This is a genomic window from Blautia sp. BIOML-A1, from assembly GCF_009883055.1.
Classification (GTDB): domain Bacteria; phylum Bacillota; class Clostridia; order Lachnospirales; family Lachnospiraceae; genus Blautia_A.
In genome coordinates this window covers 37,777-59,341 of the sequence record NZ_WWVR01000003.1, presented here as the reverse complement: position 1 = coordinate 59,341, position 21,565 = coordinate 37,777, and the positions used below count along the sequence as shown (strand labels likewise).

General features: G+C 44.0%; 14 protein-coding genes. All 14 read left to right on the top strand.

All coding sequences use genetic code 11. From position 1 onward, the window contains the following. Positions 1-2 precede the first annotated feature (2 nt). Positions 3-1,373: a DUF4430 domain-containing protein gene (locus GT674_RS02810; protein ID WP_161284338.1), complete on the top strand. Its 1,371-nt coding sequence runs from the start codon at positions 3-5 to the stop codon at positions 1,371-1,373. Beyond that, the gene (locus tag GT674_RS02805) at positions 1,373-3,034 is read left to right on the top strand and encodes a hypothetical protein (RefSeq protein ID WP_055066296.1); all 1,662 of its coding nucleotides are present in this window, start codon (positions 1,373-1,375) and stop codon (positions 3,032-3,034) included. The genes GT674_RS02810 and GT674_RS02805 overlap by 1 nt, the downstream gene beginning before the upstream one ends. Positions 3,035-3,055: 21 nt before the next feature. Further along, positions 3,056-6,943: a cadherin-like beta sandwich domain-containing protein gene (locus tag GT674_RS02800; protein ID WP_055066295.1), complete on the top strand. Its 3,888-nt coding sequence runs from the start codon at positions 3,056-3,058 to the stop codon at positions 6,941-6,943. Between the two features lie 607 nt (positions 6,944-7,550). Then, positions 7,551-7,859 carry a hypothetical protein gene (locus tag GT674_RS02795; protein ID WP_015525087.1) on the top strand — a complete coding sequence of 103 codons (309 nt, stop codon included), beginning with the start codon at positions 7,551-7,553 and terminating at the stop codon, positions 7,857-7,859. Positions 7,860-7,895: 36 nt separating this feature from the next. Continuing rightward, positions 7,896-8,555, top strand: a complete 660-nt coding sequence (ssb, locus tag GT674_RS02790) for a single-stranded DNA-binding protein (protein WP_070100275.1) — start codon at positions 7,896-7,898, stop codon at positions 8,553-8,555. Between the two features lie 23 nt (positions 8,556-8,578). Beyond that, positions 8,579-9,196, top strand: coding sequence for a hypothetical protein (locus tag GT674_RS02785; protein WP_055066294.1), 618 nt, complete (start codon positions 8,579-8,581; stop codon positions 9,194-9,196). Positions 9,197-9,210: 14 nt separating this feature from the next. Continuing rightward, positions 9,211-11,433 (top strand): SF1B family DNA helicase RecD2, encoded by a 2,223-nt coding sequence (recD2, locus tag GT674_RS02780; protein WP_243149037.1) that lies wholly within the window; start codon positions 9,211-9,213, stop codon positions 11,431-11,433. Between the two features lie 97 nt (positions 11,434-11,530). After that, positions 11,531-13,321, top strand: a complete 1,791-nt coding sequence (locus GT674_RS02770; RefSeq protein ID WP_055066292.1) for a hypothetical protein — start codon at positions 11,531-11,533, stop codon at positions 13,319-13,321. Positions 13,322-13,340: 19 nt separating this feature from the next. Beyond that, complete coding sequence (locus tag GT674_RS02765) at positions 13,341-15,494, top strand: cobaltochelatase CobT-related protein (RefSeq protein WP_243149036.1); 2,154 nt, start codon at positions 13,341-13,343, stop codon at positions 15,492-15,494. Positions 15,495-15,496: 2 nt separating this feature from the next. Beyond that, positions 15,497-16,168 (top strand): hypothetical protein, encoded by a 672-nt coding sequence (locus GT674_RS02760; protein WP_161284336.1) that lies wholly within the window; start codon positions 15,497-15,499, stop codon positions 16,166-16,168. Next, complete coding sequence (locus GT674_RS02755) at positions 16,158-16,637, top strand: hypothetical protein (RefSeq protein ID WP_161284334.1); 480 nt, start codon at positions 16,158-16,160, stop codon at positions 16,635-16,637. The genes GT674_RS02760 and GT674_RS02755 overlap by 11 nt, the downstream gene beginning before the upstream one ends. A 62-nt stretch (positions 16,638-16,699) precedes the next feature. Next, positions 16,700-18,838, top strand: coding sequence for a hypothetical protein (locus GT674_RS02750; protein ID WP_161284333.1), 2,139 nt, complete (start codon positions 16,700-16,702; stop codon positions 18,836-18,838). Then, entirely contained in the window at positions 18,838-21,270 is a 2,433-nt protein-coding gene (locus GT674_RS02745; protein ID WP_161284331.1) for a hypothetical protein, read from the top strand. The genes GT674_RS02750 and GT674_RS02745 overlap by 1 nt, the downstream gene beginning before the upstream one ends. After that, positions 21,267-21,479, top strand: a complete 213-nt coding sequence (locus GT674_RS02740; protein WP_005422985.1) for a hypothetical protein — start codon at positions 21,267-21,269, stop codon at positions 21,477-21,479. The genes GT674_RS02745 and GT674_RS02740 overlap by 4 nt, the downstream gene beginning before the upstream one ends. Positions 21,480-21,565: the final 86 nt, after the last annotated feature.

Here is a 21,565-nt window from a genome sequence, read left to right as displayed (position 1 = left end):
CCATGAAAAAGAGAAAAAAGAATAACCGGCTTTCCTTTCTGACAGCTATTGTCTGTCTCCTGCTTTTTGCTGGAGTATTATTTCTGGGAATGAAAAACTATGAACCGGAGAAAAGTGAAAATCCGGTACAGGGGGTGAACAGTGAAAGCTCCTTAAAGGGCTATCTTGGAAAGGGATATGCTTATGCCGGAAGCCAGGAAGATGCTTCCACGGGTGAAGAATCTTCCTTTGAAGAACAGGCACAGATCCTGGAAGATGAACCGGAGGAAGAACCGGAAAAGAAAAAGGAAGAGGCACAGGCGACTGTCACCCCGGAGCCGACATCAGAGCCGGAAGCTTCCCAGACACCGGAACCGGACAGCCAGAAGGAAGATACCCAAAAAGGGGATACCGATCCGGAAGACGGCTCCACAGGAGAGGATAATGACAGCTCCAAAGACAATACCATCCATTATGACAAAAATGGTGACCAGGATGATGACAGCCGGAAAGAAACACCGGACCAGGACGATAACCGGAACCAGGATGGGGCGCAGGTACCGCTCAGTGCAACGCCGACGCCATCTCCGGAGCCGGAACCGACACAGGAACCGGAGGAAGACCATTATCCAACGATCGCCACAGACCTGACTGACGGGGAAACGGTAAATGCCGCGTACCGTACATTTTATGTACAGGCGGTAGACTGGTACGGGAACAGCTTATCCTCTACGGCACTGGAAGTAAATGGAAACGGTGAAAGACTTTCTTCAAAAGGGGAGCCTTCGCCGGGAATCCTGGCTTACCGTCTGGATCTGAATGAGGGCAGCAACACTGTGGATATCAAGGCAACGGATGATGAGGGATGGAGTACCACGCTTCCAACGTTTACCATCTATAAAGGGGATGAGAGCCAGGAAGAACCTGCCGGCTCCATCACGGTCAGCATTGAGGCGGGGACTGTCGGACTTGGGACAATCCTGCCGGCGACATCCATCGACTTTTATCAGGGCGAACAGCTTTCCTCCGTGGTCTTAAGGCTTCTGCAGAACAGCGGGTTTGACTGGAGGAATGATGGAAGTGCAACAGGAGGTTTTTACCTGAAAGCTATCGGACGCGGCGGCATCACTTCCGGAGCTTCGATCCCGGATGACCTGATGGCACATCTGACAGAAGTAAACTGCCAGCTGTCCGGGCATGATGCCAACTGGCTGGGAGAATTTGATTTTACCATGAATTCCGGCTGGATGTATTTTGTAAACGGTGAATATATGAACATTGGAATGTCGGGCTATTTCCCGGCAGACGGTGACGAAGTAAGGCTTCGCTTTACCCTGTATTCCGGAGCAGATCTGGGTGTCGGGGATAATGGCGAAGTATGGGGGGACTGGTAATGAAAAAAAACAATTTAAAGAGACCGATCATTAACAAATTTATTATCGGAACCCTTTCTGCAGGACTTCTGGCAGGAGGGGCTGCACCAGAAACAGATGCGATCTTTGTCAGGGAAGTTTATGCAGCAGACAGCACAGAGAGTTCGGAAGGGGAAACGCTGGCAGAACCATCGGTACCCGCAGAACCTACCGCCGTTCCGGAGCCGACTGCAGAACCGGAGCCGACTGCAGAACCGGAGCCGACCCAGATACCGGAACCAACCGCTGTGCCGGAACCGACTGCTGCACCAGAGCCAACTGCCACTCCGGAACCGACCGCTGCGCCGGAACCGACGGCAGCTCCAGAGCCTTCCGTTACGCCGGAGCCTTCTATTACACCGGAACCGACCATCACTCCGGAAGTTAAAAGCAGCAATGCGGATCTGAAAGAATTATATATATCCAGCTCCGATACCTGGGGAAAAGGAATCTTAAAACTAGATCCCGCATTAAACAAGGACCGTGACAGATACAAGGCGGTTTATGACGGGGAACGCCAGAGCCTGAACATCTGGCTGACAGCGGAAGAAGAACATGCCACGTTCAAGATCTATGCGCTGAGCGGAGTGAAGCATTCTACCGTGGAAAAAGATGAGACCATCAAAGAAAGCAACGATGGAAAGGGGCATGTTTACTGGAAGATCCATTTCGGAGACCAGGAAAAGGAAGCTATGGTCCGGGTGCAGGTAACCGCACAGGACGGCACCCGGAGGGATTATTACCTGACACTTGGGATCACGGACCAGACACCGCCGGAACTGAAAAAGATCAGTGCGAGCAGGATATCCGTGGACCAGGCCTCAGTAGTATATAAGACCAGTGAAAGGGGACAATGCTATTACCGTGTCATAGAGGCCGGCGCGAAAGTACAGATCCCGGATACCTCAAAAGAGGGAAGAGAAGTACTGAAAGGAAGCGATACCCTGACCATTACAGGCCTGTCAGAAGGTGAAAAAGATGTGGTGGTCGTGGTGAAAGACCTTGCGGGCAATGTTAGCAGTCCGCTGGTGATCCGGATCCCTGATGTCAGAAAGAAGAATAACGGGACAGCGGGAAATGGGGGCAATGGAAATTCCGGTTCGATCGCCCAGAGACCCGGATATGGTGGAAATAAAAGTGAAGCCGGAGTCCCGGGCAAAGGCAATAATGGGGAAGGATCCCTTACAAATCTGAAAACGGTTGGCGGAAAAGGTACGGCATCCGGAAAGAACGGATTGGATAGCACAGACGAAAACAAGGAAAAGAAACTGACGGCTTATGCCGGTACGAAGAAAAAAGGCTCCGGTTCCGGTACATCAGGTGAAAAGAAAAACAGCAAAAAAGCGGATGCCGTAAAAGACAAAACAAAAGAGAAAACAGAAGAGTCATCCACAGAAGAACTGACTGAAAGCAAAGACAGGGAGACCACATCCGGGATTGTGTCCGCTTCCTCCAAAAACGAAGGAAAGAGTATCCCGGAACTGGTAGGAAGTAAAGTAACAGACACCTGGACGCACATGAAACTCTTTACCAGGATTCTATCCTTATTTGCACTGGCAGGAGTTTTGTACCTGCTCCTGTGGACAGGAGCGAGACGCAGTTTCAGAAAAATAAAAAGCAGGAATCCACTGCTTCAGCAGTAAAAAAAGGGAGGTAAACATCAGATGAAAGGAAGACTAGGAAAATGGCTGGCAGTCCTTCTGTCGGTGAGCATGCTGGCAGGGACAGCTCCGGTCTATGGAGCCGACATATCCATGGAAAGTGATTTTTCTTCCGGGGCAGCAGAGACGGAAGCACAGCCGGATGTCCAGGAAGGGACAGAGATCACAGAAGAGCCGGGAGACAGTGACGTGGAGATCACCGAAGAACCGGAAACAGAGCAACCAGAAGATGCGGAATTCTCAAAGGGGGAATTTAACGGCGAGGATCAGGAGGAACTGGTCATGGACGGCTCTGACGATGAAGATTCTGCAGAACTTACCTTTGAGGATGCTCCATTTGCCGGGGAGAACAGTACGAAAGAATATCTCAAGGATCTCAGTGTGTATTCCGGCTATGGCGTTAAGGATCCTCTGGAGATCAGCCGCAGGGAAGATTTGGATGAAACTTATGGCGGGAAAACCTATACCGTTGAGATCGGATCCAGTTATAATTCTACCGGATTTTATGTAACGGCAGATCTGGGGGCCGATGCGCCGGAGGGATCAACGATCCGGTTATCTGCCTGCGATCTTGATGGAAAGACGGTTGAGAGTGAGATCATTGCAACCGGATATACCGATGGAAAACGTTATAATTTTTCAAATGTTTTTACAAAAGATAATGGAAAAAGGGCTGTTTACACAGTAACAGCCGGTACAGCCACAGACAGCCAGACTTACAAGATCGTAGTGCTCCGGAGGCTGGATCTTTCCATGATCGGCTGTTACCTTCCCTCGGACACGGACATGGCCAAAAACCTGATCTCAGAATTTGACAGTGCCGGTATCACCAGGGATTATGATGTGACAGTGGGTGAGAATACAGAATCTGTAAAAGTTTCTGCAAAAGCCTTTAATGACAAGTGGTATGGTCTTACCGTAAACGGACAGGCAGTATCCGGCAGCAATGCCATTGAGATCCCACTTGACGGTTCTGAGACCAGGATCACTTTCCAGATGAACGAAGACGGGACTTATCAGGATCCGGCTTATCAGGATATCACTTATACATCCACAGGCACCTATACGATCACCGTACATAAAAAAGCAAAGTCCTCGATCGCTTTTGTAACAGATCCATCGGATGCAGTGGTCAGTGTATATGATTCTAAAGGGGAGCGTGTGGAACCTTCCAAAGATGCTTCTGTGTATGATTCTCTTTATTACGGGGATGAGTATACCTGGAATGTGTCACGCCATGGATATATCTCCAGAAGAGAGAAGTTTACGGTAGGTGAGGAAACAGAGATCCAGGTAAAACTGGAACAGCAGACGGCAACGCAGCCAGAGATCACGGATAATGACTGGAGCAGTTACCGGAACAGTGAAACAAACAACGGGATCACCAATACCTCCACGCCGGCAAGCAAGGATACAACGGTGCAGAAATGGTCCCTGCATCTGGATGCAAAGGGATGGGATGCAGCACTTACCCCTCCACTGATCCTGGGCGGCTATCTTTACGTGGCATCCGGACAGTTCATCTATAAAATAGATAAAAATACCGGGGATATCGTGCAGACCAGTGAACAGATGCACGGAAATATGCAGTATGCCATGATCCCGCTTGCTTATGCGGAAGGAATGCTTTTTGCACAGATCGGCGGCGGACAGATCCAGGCACTGAGTGCCACTTCTTTAAAATCCCTCTGGATCAGTGAGAGCCTGGGAGGCCAGACACTTTCCCCGATCACCTATAAGGATGGATATATTTATACCGGAACCTGGACTTCGGATACAACCCCTGGTTCTTACTTCTGCCTTTCTGTTACAGATGAAGACCCGTCAAAAGGTGATGAGATAAAATACTGTACCTGGAAATATAACCATAAGGGCGGTTTTTACTGGACAGGTGCTTATGCGTCCGAAAATTATCTGGTGTTTGGTTCTGATGACGGGGCCGGTGATGCCTATACTTCTATCCTGTATTCAGTTAATACGCACACCGGACAGCTGATCGACAAGCGCACGGACATGATCGGCGATATCCGATCCACCATTGTTTATAACAACGGATATGTTTATTTTACGACCAAAGGCGGCTATCTCTACCGGGTTGCCATGAATGCAGATGGTACTTTCGGTGCAGTGGCAAGCTATAACCTGGGCGGTGCGGCAACATCCACACCGGTCGTCTATAAAGGAAGAATCTATGTAGGTGTCTGCGGAAACGGCGGACAGTACAATGCGGATGGGGGACACCATTTTGATGTCCTGACAGAATCTGCTTCCGGTCTTTCCCTTGCATATAAAGTTTCTATCCCGGGATATCCGCAGGCAGCACCGCTTCTTTCGACCGCTTATGAAAACCAGGACTTTAATGGAGATGGCAAAGCGGATGGACGTGTTTATCTGTATTTTACCTACAATGCAAAACCTGGCGGTATCTATATGCTGACAGATGAGCCGGGCCAGACTTCCGGAAAACCGAAAGAACTCTTCCGTCCGGTACTCGCACAGCAGGAGTACTGCATCAGTCCGATCTGCGTAGACAGGGATGGGACACTTTATTATAAGAATGACTCCTGTTATCTGATGGCACTGGAAACAAATGGAGCTTACCTTGACAGTGTATCAGCAGAAGCAGATACTGGCCGGGTCAGCTGGGAAAAAGCATTCCAGCGTTCGGAAAAAGAGCATACCTTAAGGGTTGCTGAAAATGCTACAAAAGTGACCCTGACATTTAAAGCACCTGCCGGATGTACCCTGACTGTCAACGGAAAAGCTTCCAATGGAACTTATGTGGCAGATGTAAGATCCGGACAGGCAGATGTTACGGTTAAAACAACACTGAACGGAAAGAGCAGGGATTATATCTTCCACCTTACCAGCGGGCTTGGAAATTCCTCCCTGGCAAACCTGGTGGTAAGTACCAGCAATACTTTTACAGATACTTCAAAATATCTTACATTATCACCGGTATTTGACAGCACCAAAACCAGCTATACCGTTTCGTATCTTGCAGACAAAGAGGAAAATAAGGAAAAGTTCCTCCGCCTTTATGTGGAACCTTCAGATGGGGATGCCACGGTAACGGTACAGAAAGTAAAAGGTGTTGAGAAAGTATCCATGCCGGTTGTGGCAAACGGAAAAACGAAACGTGTAAATGTATACTGGGAAACAGATGCAGGCGAAGCACAGGTGAAGATCACGGTAACAGCTGCCGGAAGCGGAAAAACAGACTATCTTCTTACCATACAGCGGAAAGAAAACGTTCCGACACCAACACCTACAGAAGTACCGGAGGTGTTCGGACCATGGAAAACGATCTCTGCAGCCACGGTATTTTCACCGGCTGTACAGATGCGTACCAGCAACAAGGGCCGCAAGGAAAAGAGGACCGTCGGCAAAAAACTGACACCTACGATCAAGGTAACGGCTACCCGCATTAAGCTGAAAGTAAAACAGTCTACTTCCAAAATAAAGGTTTCCAGACTTGCAAAGGGTGATTCCGTTAAAAGCTGGACTTCCAGCAATAAGAAAATCGTTTCTGTAAACAGAAAGGGAACGATGAAAGGCTTGAAAGCCGGAAAAGCCAAAGTGACCATTACACTGGCCAGCGGCAAGAAACAGGTCATTTCCATTACTGTGCAGAAAACAACGGTAAGAACAACAAAGATCACCGGACTGAAATCAAGAGTGACCGTTGCAAGGAATAAAAAACTTGCGCTGAAACCGGTCATCAGCCCGATCACTTCCCAGGAGAAAGTTACCTACAGTTCTTCGAATAAGAAGATCGTGACGGTAAATTCCAAGGGTGTGATCACCGGAAAGAAAAAGGGAACAGCCTATATAACAGTGAAATCTGGAAAGATCCGCAAAAAAGTAAAAGTAGTAGTTAAACAAAAATGATTTAAGCAGGAGCTGCCTTTCATGAATACACATGGAATGGCAGCTCCTTTTTTCATTTTTTGCATGTAGCTTTATTTGCAGAAGTAGATTACGATATTAATAGTTGACCAAGAGAGAAGAATGTTTAGATAATATGTTATAGTGATAATGGAAGCATGGTAACAAAAAAAATTATAAAAATAGAAAAAAAGTGCAACCAAACAGAAAAAAATACGTTCTATATAACAGAAAATATTAATATGGCACACTGCAAATAACCTATCTGCATAAAAACACTAATATACGGGGGAGAAATGTGATATGGAAGATACAAAATATAGCAAAAGTGCGATTGACGCCAACAATATCTTGTGTTAATATGATTGTGAGATTTGTATTTGTATCTGTAGACACAGATAAGAAACGCTGGTTCCGGGTCTGACCGGGAGTAAAACATTAAGGAGCCAAAAGCCTCCTGCCTTTGTAATAAATAAGGTCATTTAGAATGAAAATTTCTAAATGGCCTTTTTTTGTTGCAAAAATATGGCAGACAACAAGTACAGATCAGCAAATACGGAAAGGAGGATCATAAAAAACACAAGGAAACTCAAAATACAAGGAGGGCGTTATGAAACGAAAAAAGATGGAAAAGGAGGTTGTGCACCTTCTTGAATGGATTATCGAATATCCAGGAGTATGGCAGATTGTATGTAATCCAGATGGAAAAGAAACTTCGCCTGAATCTTTTAAGATGGCATATGATATGCTGGTCAAAAAATCTCTGTTTTATCTGATACCGGTATTGTTTGCAACACATCCGGGAGAAGAATCACTGGAGATGGCGAAAAATTTATGTACGGCTGACTCTGCTGCCCGCGAGATTCGAAAAAATGGTATGGGAGCATTAGTCAAATGTATGCGGGAACATCTGGAATGAAACTGGAAAACTTTATAAAGTTATGGGAGGACAATTATGAACAAATCAATCATGATGGGACGAGTAGTAAATGAGCCTGATTTACGCTACACACAGACAGAGAATGGAGAACTTGCCATTGCAAACTTTCGATTGGCGGTAGACCGGAAATTTGTACGAAGAGGAGATCCGGAAGCAGATTTCTTCAGCTGTACGGCTTTTGGCAGAAAAGCAGAGTTCGCGGAAAAATATCTGTTTAAGGGGATCAAGATTCTGGTAGAAGGCCGTATGCAGAATGACAACTATAAGAATCGGGCTGGTGAAAATGTCTATGGCATGCGGCTTATGATTGAAGAAATTTCTTTTGCAGAAAGTAAGAAAGCTTTAGAATCTGGAAATGACGAGCGGGAAGAACCGGAAAGAGAAACGAGGGCATCTTCTAATCGAAACCGTTCTGACCGTGCAGAAAACCAGCGTTCAGCTTCCAGAAGCACCAGAAGTGGAAGAGAAGCAGAAGTGGATGACCGTGACTATGACAGGGAACGTGAAGCTGGAAGGTACAGAAGCAATACCAGGGCAGGTGCATCGGATGACAGACGAAGATCAAATTCTGGAGGGACAAGATCCAGAGGAACTTCGGCAAGAAGCCGGGAGCGTAGTCAGGATATTGATGACCGGTACATGGAAACAGATGATGAAAAGCTGGATTTTGACTGAGCAAATCATAGGAGGAAATGCTTATGATGGAGGAAATGAACAAATGGTTGTCTGCACATAAAAAGCTGTGCGTGATAACTGGAATTTTTGGTCTGTTAGTATCACCATTTTTATGGCCGATATTTCTGGCAGTGATCATACAGTCCCTTTCACTGGTCATTCCGGTTGCAGCAGGATTGTTTTTCTATGAAAAATTTATTATGAAAAAGGACAAGGAGGAAACGAATGAGAATGATGATGACAACAAACAGCAAAAGAATGCAGATGCCCGTAAAGTACATGCAGATGCTGAAAAGACCGAGGATTTACCGAAAAATCATGAGAAGGGATCGGAAACGGTAAATTTCGATAATCAGGAGAAGCAGGCAAGATGCATGGCACAGGCTGCCATATGGTACGAAGATGAAGGCTTTGAGCGGATCCAGGCGATTCGGAAAACTCTGGAATCTGAAAATCGAAACCGTTTTTCAGTAAACAGGGAAGGAATCTGCAGTATTTCCATTGGAAAAAGGAAATATCGAAGGGTTGGAATTTTAAAAGGATATCCTTTTGGACAGACAGAGGTGATCCGGGAAAAACTAAAGAAGGATGGTTTCATCACCAGTATGGGATGCAATAATTATCTCTGGATCTCATGGTAGAGAGGAGCTGGAACATGAGCATTTGCTGTAAAGCCATCCGGCAGATCTATTATAATGCAGGAAGTGGATATACGGTAGCTTCCTACATGACCAATGAAGATTTACCGGAGGAAGTAAAAAAACAAAAGAATGGAAATTATGGAATATTTCAGGCATTTGGAACCGAACTTCCGGCGAACGAAGGCCTGGATGTGGAACTGACGGGAGACTGGAAACCCACAAAATATGGAATGCAGTATAGTGTGAGCAATTTTTCAGTAACCATGCCAACCACAAAAGAAGGTATTCGGACTTATTTGTCGTCATCCCTGATCAAAGGGATCGGACCGGCAATGGCAGCCCGCATCGTAGAAACGTTTGGGGAAGACACACTGAATGTTTTTAATGACAGCCCGGAGAAACTCCTTCAGGTAAAAGGAATTACGCAGAAACGCTTAGATGATATTCTGGAAGGATATCAAAAAAGCAGTTCCATCCGGGAACTGATGATGTATTTGTCCCCTTTTGGGGTGACTCCTGCAAAAGTTTCAAAAATACAGGAGAAATTTGGCCCTGCTGCAGTTATGATCGTGAAGGAGGAGCCTTTCCGGCTCTGTGAGGTTCATGGATTTGGATTTCTGACTGTTGACCAGATTGCAGTAAAGGCAAAACATTTCCGTGCAGATGATCCCCTTCGTATTAAGGCTGCTATTTTGCATATTATGTCAGAAGCAGAAGGCGAAGGACATTTGTATTTAAAAAGAGAGGACATTATAGAACGTGTCGAAAAACTTTTAAATCACAACAAAGATGTTTCACCGGTCTCTGAACGGGCAATCCGGGATACAGGCAATGATATGATCCATACAGATGGAAGCCTGGTCTGCCACGATGGAGGGTTTTATACACGCAAAAGCTTCCAGGCCGAACTGGGAGCTGCTGCCGCATTAGTCAGACTCCATATGCAGACGGGAATAGCTGTAAATGTTGACCGTATTTTAAGAAAGATCCAGAAAGAACAGGATACTATTTTGAATGCGAAACAGCAGGTGGCAGTAAAAAATGTCTTTGAAAACCCGGTATCCATCATTACAGGAGGACCCGGCAGAGGAAAGACTACGGTGATCCGTTTCATCATTGCTGTACAGGAAGCATTGGATAAAAATGCGGTGATCCTTTTATGTGCACCTACAGGCATCGCCAGAAGGCGAATGCGGGAATGTACAGAGTATCCAGCACTGACGATCCATAAATCCATAGGGCTTACCGGAGAAGCTGGAGAGGAAGAATGGAAGAACGAGCAGCCAATTCCAGATGACCTGATCATAGCAGATGAGTTCAGCATGGTCGATATGTATCTGGCGGATAAACTGTTTGCCAGTATTAAATCCGGTGCCAGACTGGTCCTGGTGGGTGATAAAGATCAGATCGAATCCGTAGGGCCTGGAAAAGTATTTCAGGAGATCATTGATTCCGGCGTATTTCCGGTAACTGTCTTAGATGAATGTTTCCGACAGGAAGGGAATTCCACCATCAGCCAGAATGCCATTAAGATCAATAAGAATCAGCTGGATCTGGTGTTTGATGATACCTTTCAGTTTATTCCGGCTTCCACACCGGAGGAGGCTTCGCGAAAGATACAGAAGATCTATCGAAAAGAAGTACTGCAGAGAAACGGTTCTCTGGAAGAAGTGCAGGTGATGTCACCACTTCGAAAAGATACGGAAGCAGGTACGGATGCATTGAATCTGGTATTGCGTGACATTGCGAATCCAAAGCGTTTCGGTTATCCGGAAATCACAAATGGCAGGAATACTTACCGGGAAGGTGACCGGGTCATGCAGACAAAAAACAACGATGAAGTAGCAAATGGCGACATTGGAGAAGTCATAGGGATTTTTCGGAAAGATCAAAAAATGGTCATGCGTGTAGATTTTGGGGATGGCCGGGTCATGGAATATCAGGAGGAAGACTATTGGCCGCTGACACTGGCATATGCGATTACGGTACATAAGGCTCAGGGCAGTGAATATCCGATGGCAATCCTTCCAATGCTTCCATGTTTCCGGTGGATGCTTCGCAGAAACATTTTCTATACAGCAGTAACAAGAGCCAGAGAAAGGTTTATAATTGTGGGAAGCAAACGTGCAATCGCACAGGCTATCCGGACGGATTACATCAGCCGGCGAAACACCATGTTTGGGTACCGTATCCGAAAAATATATGAAGCAATCCTGGAACAGGAAAAGAGCGCATAAAGAATGAATGACAGGCAGACGTTGGAAAAACCCAATGCTCTGCCTGTTTCTTTCCTTCGTATGCAGAAAATCACATAATGAAAGAGGAGGGAACAAAATGCCAGATCTTTGTTTTTATGCACCATGGATTATGAAAGAACCCATTCCGGACCCATTTCGGATGATGTTGGAAAAAGCAGGGAAAAAACGGATCAGCTATGATGAAGCGGATTGTTCCATGCGAAATATCAGGAAGCAGGGAAAAGTATCGCGCCTTCATGGGCCTACGTTACATGCTCTTCTGACACTGATTCAGATCCGGAAAGAAAAAGACTCTGGTGCTGCCGGTATACAAAGGGGCAGGGATGCCATAAATTATTTCTGCATGGAATATCCTGGAAATCAGGGAAAGTATGTAATGACTTATAATTCGAAAAACGGACGTTTCAGTGGGATTTTAAAGACAGAAGAAAAAAACGAGAAGCTTCCGGGAATCCGGGAGGGCAAAAACACAGGCGAGCAGTACCTGGCCCTTTTAGCTTATGCCAATCTGGTCCCGGATAATCCTTTATTTAACGAAGAGTTCCAAAAAAATTTCTACATACTTGAAGAACAGGAAAAAAAGGAATGGGAAGACAAGGAAGCTGCACTGCGGGCGGCATTTATCTGCTGCGATGCCATGTACTGCGAAGTAATAGCAAATCCGCAGCAGGCAATCCCGCTGGAAAAGAGCCAGTTCCGTGCAGAGGAACTGGAGGATGTGCTTCCGGAATATAAAATTGCGGCCGGGGTATATGCACCAAACGATGAAATCTATGGAAAGTTTCATGTGCTTTTGCCTGTAAATGAGAAGACAAAAAGAACACTTTTTGAATTAAAACAGATCTACTCTGGCAGATGGGATGTAAATGAAAGGACAAAAGAAAGGATCCCTTCGCTTCCAGAAGACTATCTGGTAAGTAAGGAAGCTGAAGAAATCCTGCAGATGGTGGATAAGACACCGGCAAGGCTGTTTATGCTGACAGGCGATGCCGGTACTGGAAAGACAACGGATGCCAGAATGATCGCCCAGATATTAAGGCTTCCATATTATGTGTTCACCTGTGGACCTGGAACGGATGAACTGGAACTTTTAGCGACCACCGTGCCAAATATGGGCGGAACAGCACATCTGGAAATGGAATTGCCACGTCTGGAAGACATTGAAATGGATCCGGCTTCAGCTCTTGCAACGGTAAATGGCATTTATGAAGAGGGGATCAGCCGGGAAAAAGCTTTTCAGGAGATCCTGAAAGCAGTTTATGAAAAAGGCTATGAAAAGTCGAAAAATGAAAAAGACTTCCTATTAAAAGAGTCAGAAATCGTAAAGGCATGCAGGGAACCATCTGTGATTGAAATTCAGGAGCCGGCCATGATTGAAAAACCTGGGACACTTACGAGATTAAACTCCCTGTTTGACGATGGAGCTGTAACCGATCTGGTAAATGGAGAACAGATACGGAGAAATCCGGATACCATTGTGATCATGACCACCAATCTGGATTATGTTGGCTGTCAGAACTTCAACCAGTCAGTTCTTTCCCGAATGAATCTGATTCAGCCAAAGGAAGCCCTGACAGAAGAAGAAATGGCAAAAAGGGCAATGAAAAGAACCGGGTTTAAAAATAAAGAACTTCTGTCCTTTATGGCTGCCACGGTCTGCAAGATCCATGAATATTTGATCGAACAGGACATTACAGATGGCGTATGCGGATACCGAGAATTGGAAAACTGGGTGTTAAGTTACATGGTTTCCAATGATCTCAGGAGGTCAGCATGGACAGCACTGCTCAGTAAAGCATCCATGGACAGGGAAGAACGGGGAACTATGGAACGCGTCTTTCTTCTTCCTCATTGTGATGTGGATTAAAAACGGATGGAGGAAACGAATGAAAAAGGCTTTATACCGGAAACGGATATGTGCAGAGAAAGAAAAACTGACACCGGAAAAAGTATTTCATACGCCGCAGTATCGTGATCTTTTGACCTCGATCGGGCATGAAATCACGGGTGGAAAGTTGACTACATTACGGTTATACGATGATAAAAATTCAGGGATTGCAGGATGGAATCAGGGAGAAACTGTTGCCGTAAATCTTGGAAACCAGATTACGTCAAGTTTTCTGACACTGGAATTAAAAAGTGACAGCCTGATCGGGATTCTGGGACATGAATGCGGACATTACCGGTATACGGATTCTGCACTTAGAAAAAGGTATGCCGAGCATATGTTAAATGGCAGCTGGTATCCAAAGGAGCCAGCACCGGAAAATGCACAGGAAAAAGAGGCATTGGATGCGATGAATGTCTACTTTGAAAGAAAAGATAAAGCAATCCTTTCTATCTTTCTGCAGACAGCATCCTATCTCAGCAATCTTTTGAATGATATGTACATAGAAGAGAAGATGTGCGCCCTTTTTCCGGGAAGCATCCGCAGGGGAATCCTTATGAATCGTGACCGAAATGTGGAATGGCTTCCAACACTTAGGGAAATGCTGGAAACGGAGAAAGACAGGTTATCTATTCTTATGAACCTGTGTGCACAGTATGCCTTGTCTTCAAGGGTCAATGCCTGGGATGGTGCGGATTACGAGCTTATTGATACACTAAAACTGCTTATGCCGGTCATTGATGAAGCGGGAAAGGCAGCAGATGACATGGAGAGATATCTTGCCACCAACCATATTCTTCTGATGATCTGGAAATATTTTGCGGAAATCATAGATGAAATAGAGAAGAACAGTACAGAAAATGAAGAGCAAAAGCCAGAACAGGAAGAGCGTGAAGGGCAAAAGGAAAACCCGATTGAATCCGAAGAAGAACCGGAGGAAGAAAAGCAGGGTAACACAGGGGCACAGACTGAGCAAAATGAAGATAAGATCAGAAAAGAGGATACGGAACAGGAGTCGGAAACAGAAGACAAAACCGAAAGGAACGGAAAGGATCAGGAAACGGAAGGCCATGAATACGGGCGTACTGCAGAACTTCAGAAGTTCCTGCAGCAGCTGTGTGAAAATCTTCCGAAATGTGTCAGGGAGTCTGGTGGCTTCGAAGACAAACAGAATGAATGTGGCATCCCTGCCTCAGAAACGGAAGCATCCAGTGATAATGCCTTGCAAAAAATCCTTTATGAAATGGCGAAAGAGACGCTTGATGAGAAGATACAGAAAGAAATTTTCGAACATCTTCAAAAGGAATTGATGGAGATACCGTTTGAAGAAGGCCATGACCTGGTACAGAAAAAACTTTGCCGTAAGACCGAGATATCAGATTTTTTAAAATTACTGACAGAAAAGTATGAGGGGCAGCTAAAACAGGTAAAAAAGAGACTTCGCCTGAAACTGCTTCCTATATTGAAAAATCAGAAAGAACGCACGGAACATAAGCTTTTTCTTGGACGTCGGGTAGATCTTCGAAACATAGCTGCACCGTCTGGGGCAGTATTTAAGAAACAACAGCCAGGAAAAAAGCTGGATATCTGTGTGGCTGTGCTGGTCGATAATTCTTTTTCCATGTGTGGGGAACGGATGGATCATGCCATTCTTGCAGCACTTTGCCTGTATGATTTTTGTATGGAATCAGAAATACCGGTTTTGGTGTGCGGACATCATACAGATGGATACCGGCATGAGAACCTGAAAGACGAAACGGTGTATCTGCATTGCTGCGCAGATTTTGAAACGGATGAAAAGGATCGGTTCCGGATCGCTGGTATGCAGCCTTATGGAAGCAACCGGGATGGAACTGCATTGTGGTATGCTGGCAGCCGGCTTTTAGAACGACCGGAAAAGCAGAAACTGCTGTTTGTGATCAGTGATGGTGCACCTAATGCAAACCAGTATGGAGGCACAGGGGCAAAAAGGGACCTTCAGAAGATTCGGAAAAAACTGCTGCAGCAGGGAGTATTCTTTCAGGCTGCTGCGATCGGAAGCGACAAGGAAGCAATTCAGGAAATTTATGAGGAATCTTTTCTGGATATTACGGATCTTGAACAGCTTCCGGCTCTTCTGACAAAGAAACTGCTGCGTTTTATCAGGAGGTAAGGATGAACAGGAAAGAAAAAGAACAGAATACGGATGTATCAAAGCAGATCTGTGTTCATAAGACACAGAATACGTTACTGGAATTTAATAGCTTTTTGCGGATGGCAGAACCAGAGGAGTTCTGGCATCTTCACGAAGACTTTGCCAGCGATTATTCCCGGATCCGGGCGGTCATGGTTGACTACAGCAAAGAAGACAGCATCAGCGTTTATGCAAATCTGAGCCCGGAAATCATAAAATACCTGTACTCCCGTATATGGAATAATGTGCAGGAATTTAAATTCTTCCAGCAAAAGATCTTTTGCGAGGATAAAAATTCCAACATGGGAAGGGTTACAGTATTTTCCATACAGAGGAAGGTTCGCAACAACAAAGGAGAAGTTTTAAATTATCCGTGGGTTGTCAGGATACAGAATGGCACCGGTGTAGCGATGCATAATGCCAATGGCGGGCAGTATTGTAAAAAAGACAGCTACCGGAAAGAAAAAGAGGTTACCATACAACTGAAAGATGAGGAAATCTTCACACTGTTTGCAAGAACTTCTGCTGTGATCCGGGCATTTGAACAGGATTGCATGACACGCCGCAGACAGGCTGGAAATTTCCGGAACTTGTACAGAATGATAGAAAAACTCATTGTGGGAACTGAGGAGGAAAAAGATAATGCTGCGTAAAAGAATAAAGAAGAACACATTGAAATGGAAAAAAATCTATGCGGAACAGCTTCTTGATATGATGGACGAGGAAGAAAATGCTTTACAGAAGATTTATCTGACAGGGTATGTACTTGAACTGAAAAAGAACCGGTATTTTGCCGGATGGTACAAAGACCGGATCGTTTGCCGTTCCCTGGAGTATGCACGTTATTTTCCGAGTGCTGAGGCAGCGGAAGAGTATGTACATAAGTATCTGGGATTTGCAGGCATGTCCTGTTATGTCTGCCATGTAAACTGGACGCTGGCTTCCTGCGGGAGTGAAAATATGGAAGATAACGAAGAGAACTTGTTAGAGGAAAATGGTAAGATCCTTTCGTTTACAAATTATGCAGATGTAAAGCAATACCAGAAACAGCGAGGCATGGAACATTCTACAATGGCGATCACTTATGCAAGCCGGAAAAAGAAGATTATCCTGGCAGCATAAGAACAATTTTGGGGGACTGGCGAACAGTCCCCTTTTTATATGGGAAAACAGGAGGAAATTGGATGGAATGGAAGATTTATGAAGAATGGCTTGATATTACCCTGTACCGGCAGATGACGAACCTGATCTATAAGCTGTCATCTAATGAGGAAAAATATAAAATTTATATGCAATTAAAAGAAAATGATATGTTTCTGGAAAAGCCGAAAGTAGACATGGAAACCGCTTATGGACTGCACTATCCGGGAGAAGTCCTGGAGCGCATCGGAGAACATCTGACCTTGACAAAGCAGACATACCGTGCCCTCGGACTTGCCCTGGCAAGGATGATGCCTTTGCAGGAGACCTGTATGTTCAATGGAACTCAAAAGGATCTGTTTTGGAAAAAGATGAAACAGATTCTTGGAGAGAAAGACCTGTTTTTGATCAGTATCAATTATATCTGTGAGGAAAAGGAAAAGAATCGGTGGAAACAGGCCATGCATGCGTATCCATTTGAGCGAGCAGAAGAAATGCTGTTTGCCATGTCCATCCTTCCGGATGATGAAACACTGTGGGAAGGCATAAAACAGAGACTTGCTGACAGCTTTTCAAAGAACCGGAAGATATCCGTATTTACTGAATGGAATCTTTTCGTGTGGATGGTAGGCAAAGTAATGACAAAGCTTAAAGGGTATCGCAAAAAGGATCTGGATATCCTGAAACTGCTGGTAAAGTTAACAGGCACAAATGCTAAAAATGCGGATGCCGTTTTGGAAAAACGTATGCGTATGTTTGGATATTCCGACAAAGAGACCGCTTTTTTAAATTTTGTACTGATGTATTTTGTAGAGAGACCCGATCGGATAAGCCTTTCCGGGTTGACAGCAGAAAAAATTGGTCTGAATGTATTAGAGGCATTTTTGCCCGGAAAAGAGACATATCCAGAAGAAGCTTATGTACTTTGTTCACGGATTTTAAGAACATATGGGAAACTTTCTGTCCGTATCGACGGTAAAGAACGGCTGGAAAAATGTATGAATGAAACGTTCAGGGTGGAAAATGTAAAAACGTTTCTTACGTTGTTTCCATTTAGAAGTAATGAACCGGAAGAGTGGCACTACATTGATCTGACAGAAGAAAAATGGGATCCTCTGGTAAAAGAACTCTCTTCGGAAGAATTTGAAGCGTGTGTTACAGATACTCTGAAAGGCAAAACATACAGTACGAAAAGTTTGCTGAAGTATCTGGAACGTTATGAAAACCTTACAGGAAAAAGATACCAGGATGTTTTTTGGAAAAAGAGTGAGCCGGAACTACATGTGGTTTTCAACCGGCTGATCCTGCATGGGATTTTGGATGGAAAAAAGTATCTGGAAGAGTTTGTAAAGGATTATAAAAATGAAGATCCAGATTTGGAAAAGAAATGGGAATTTATGGCAGGATATTTAAAAAGTGAAATAAAGGGTCTTTGTAATGAGCATTCCTATCCTATGCTGAAATTTCTGATCAATGAGATTGGAATGGATGGATGCGAATTCTTAAGCCCCTGGAGGATTTTAAAGGAAACTTTCTCCTTGGGATACTATGCTATCCGACATAGAGAGTGCGAATTTTTTTCGCCAGTTCTGGGAAAAGAGGAACACCGGGAACTGTTTTCAATGGTAGAAAAGAAGTTTTTTTATGAATATCCGGATATTTATCCAGAATACCTGACGGCCTTACTTTTAAAGGAAAGTACAGCACTTTGGATGGAACAGTCAGAAGCATATGAGCTTTCCAAATTGCTTCTTCCATTTATAAGTGATTCTTATCGAAGAGAAACCCTGTATCAGAAATATATGACAGAAGAGGATCGGAAAAGATATCAGGAACGGAAAGAATGGCTAAAGGAACAGAAAAAACGGATAGATCACTGGAAAACTGAAAAAAACATCAAACAGCAGTTTAATCAGATATTACGGGAAAACAGAAAAACGGATAAGGAGATTCAGTCTATTTATGAGTTTTACAAGAATGGTCGTTATTCATATGGCCATAAAAAGCTCTACTGTAAGATCGTTTCCTCGTATTTAAAAGATAATTTTGCAGGAACAGCGAAAAAGCCTATGGCAAAAAAGGAAGCTCTGTATCTTCTTAAGCTGGCAGAAAATATGTACCAGGACGAATGCATGGAGTTACCGGAGATTACTGAATTAATAGAAAGGGCAGAGGTAGCGTGATGATCGAAAGAATCTTAAAGCACATGAATATTTACAGGGAAATGAAAAATGCAGCAATTCCCCTGAACCTGATAGGAAAGAAAGGGGAAGATTCCTGTATGAATGCGGCCAGACTGGTAAATCAGCAGGAACTTTCCGGTCTGATGGAGGGGTTAAATGAGGAGACGATTTCTTCTTTGATGGACGATCCGGAAATACTCAGCTATTTGGGGAAAATGAACAAAAAGGATTTTCCTATTTTAGAACCAGACCGCATCAGAATGGTCATAGAATGTGCGGGAAATGAAAAGCTGTCCGAATTTCCCTATGAAAAGATTGAGAAAGTACTGGCAGATAAAGAAATCCCGGACCGGATCGTATATGTTTATCTGAAATATTATGCTTTTCTGGAACCGAAAGAAGAGTTAAAGAAACAGCTTGTAGCAAGTCTTGATACCTGCATTGGTGAGTTTGATGTTGCCCGTGCGGGAATAAAGATACGCATGCTTTTGATAAATCCGGTTTTTTCAACAGAGCTTCTTTATGAGCTGCTCAAGGATGAGGAATCATTGGCATTACTTTTGAAGCAGGATCTGATGGAACTCGTAAATTATTTATCCGAGTTTTGTAAAGAAACGGAAAGCTTAAATAAGAAACAGCTGGAAGAACTGAGCCGGCATCCAAAAGAAATTCGGAATGGACTGGAAGTGGTTCTCACTCAGATTCCAAAAGAATGGCAGGCCTCTTTTCTTCACTTGTGGCTTTGGAACGAATCATTATATGCAGATATTCCGAAGCTGATAAGATTTTTGACAGGTCCGGATGCAGATTTTGAAAAGGTTTCAAACGGAAAGGCAGCCTATGTGAACACTCTGTATGGAAATCCGCTTCCAGATATGGATCTTTATGAGCTCACTTTGGAAAAGACAGAGCTTATCCTGTATGCCATTACGAAACGGAAGAAACATTTCCTGGAACTTTTGCGAAAGAATGGAGACTGGCTTATAAACCTTGACAGGAATTCGTTGATTCTGGATGAAGAGGTTTATAAAAGATGCCTGAATCTAAATACTTTAAACGAGCAAAATTTAAGGGATTGTGAATATATGGTAGTTCCCTGGAGAAAGAGTGAAGAATCACTGTTTTCGAAGCCTCGTGTATTTGAAGAATTGAAAGTCCTGTACAATGTGAAAGCAGTCTATATAGACCTGTATGATCGTTTAGCATACTCCAAAAGTGATGATCGTCTTCGGGTGATCCGTGAGTTGATAAAAAGAGACTGCCTGACAGATGCATTAGAGGAAAATCAGGTTGAGCGATTGGCAGAAGCTTTGTCAAAAAAGCCGCTTTCCAGATGGATGCAGGAGGATTTTAAAAACATTCTGGATCTTCGGCATGAAACAGCCATATGGATTCTGATATTTTTAATGAATTTTACTGAACTTTTAAAAGAGCTTACAAGGGATAATCAGGTTTACTTCCTTTTACATAATCAGAATCTTTTAAATGGCTGTTCCGGATTACCTGCATTGATGGACAAACTGTTGGCCCAGGATCCTTCCTGGAAGAATTTAAAGACAGAATTGAATATTTCGGATGCTTTTGTCGTGGAAAATAAATCCAATATCCAGAAGTTCATTTATGAAGGCGGCGCTGAGATCATGACTTCCTTTCTGAACAGGCAGCCGAAAAAGAAGGAAGAAATCCGAAGAATCGTAAATGCTGAGTTATTAGGCAAATTCATGGAGCTTAAATACCATGGAGGAGATCTGGGACGGGAAATTGCTTTTCCAATAAAAAGAGATACAGAAGAAATCTGGAAAGAAAAGCTGCTGCGCGTGGATTGTGGATGGGAAATCTGGGAAGAGGACAGCCTGCTTCCGGTCATGCAGATAGGAGAAGTACCGCTGCGCAGCTGCATTTCCTATCGGAATGGTCCAAATTGTGATTGTCTGTTATCCTGTTTTGATGCAAATAAAAAAATTATATTTATCAAACACAATGGTAAAATTGTATTTCGTGCAATCCTCCGTCTGACAAAGGGATCTTTTGTAGCTGCGGATGAAAGGAAGACGATTGAGTTTGTTGATGTGACTGTCAAAAGCGAACCACATGAAAATAAAGCAGAAGAACTGGTTTTGTTTTTGGAACGTTATTATCAAAGCGGACTTAGCGAACAGGAAATACGAAAAGCAGTAAATTTAACTGCTATGCTGGTAAAAGAAAAAGCAGAAAAACTTGGAGCAAGGCTTGTGCTTAGCAGCAGTTATAAGAATGTTCTGGAAAATAAAAACTATGTTTTGACAAACTTTTATATGTATATTTCCGCATCTAAAAATGGAAGCCAGTATCTGGACAGCCTTGGAGGGGTCGCTGGTGTCAGTGCTTCCGGAAGCTATACCTGTAATACATTTTTGCTGGAAGCAGAAGAGAGGAGAGAAGAGAGCTTATGAATATACGAAGAGCAGGAAGAAAAGTAGTAAAAAACCTACATAAAGAGTATGGCATATATCGGATCGGTTTTGTAAATATTTATGGTGAAGAAGATGAAACAGAATTGGACGCCATGAACATCAATGATCTGGAAAGATTATGGCTGTCTCTTTGTCCGGAATTTGAGTGCAAGGGAAACAGTGTATGCTATGTGGAACGGGTAGGTTAAAAAACACCCGATGCAACTCGGGGAAAAAGTGTCTTGTAAAGGTCATTCATTGATGCTAAGATAAAATAAACAAAAGCTTTTTCGAA